This is a genomic window from Corallococcus praedator (assembly GCF_003612125.1).
In the GTDB taxonomy this organism is placed as follows: Bacteria; Myxococcota; Myxococcia; order Myxococcales; family Myxococcaceae; genus Corallococcus; species Corallococcus praedator.
Window position 1 is genome coordinate 1 of sequence record NZ_RAWI01001329.1, and the last position, 400, is coordinate 400.

Annotated in this window: 1 protein-coding gene; it reads left to right on the top strand. The window is 63.0% G+C overall.

Annotated elements, in window-relative coordinates:
* On the top strand, positions 1 to 400 hold a 400-nt coding region (locus D7Y13_RS44320; protein ID WP_147452776.1), incomplete at both ends, for a tetratricopeptide repeat protein.

Below are 400 nucleotides of genomic sequence, written 5' to 3' on the forward strand. Positions count from 1 at the left end.
GATGAGACCACCGCGCGAACACTGATTGCGACCGTGCTCACTGATTTTCCCGACACGCGCGCTGCTGCGAGCGCGGCGTTCCTTCACGCCGACCTCGATCATGATGACGGTAACGCAGATTCCGCCACGGTGTTCTATCGCCGCGCCATTGCAATTGCTCCGTCGAGCGATGATGCAGGACTCGCGCGAATGCGGCTCGCCGGCATGGCATTCGCCCGCGCCGACTATGACTCCGCTCTCGCCGAGTTCGGCGTATACCTCGATTCGTTCCCCGCGGGGAAACGCGCACAGCAGGCACTGTACTGGAGTGCGCAGACGCTGCGCGCCAATGCCAATCCCGACTCCGCCGTCACGATTCTGCGTCGCACGCGCGCAATGGATCCATTCACCTACTACGGAG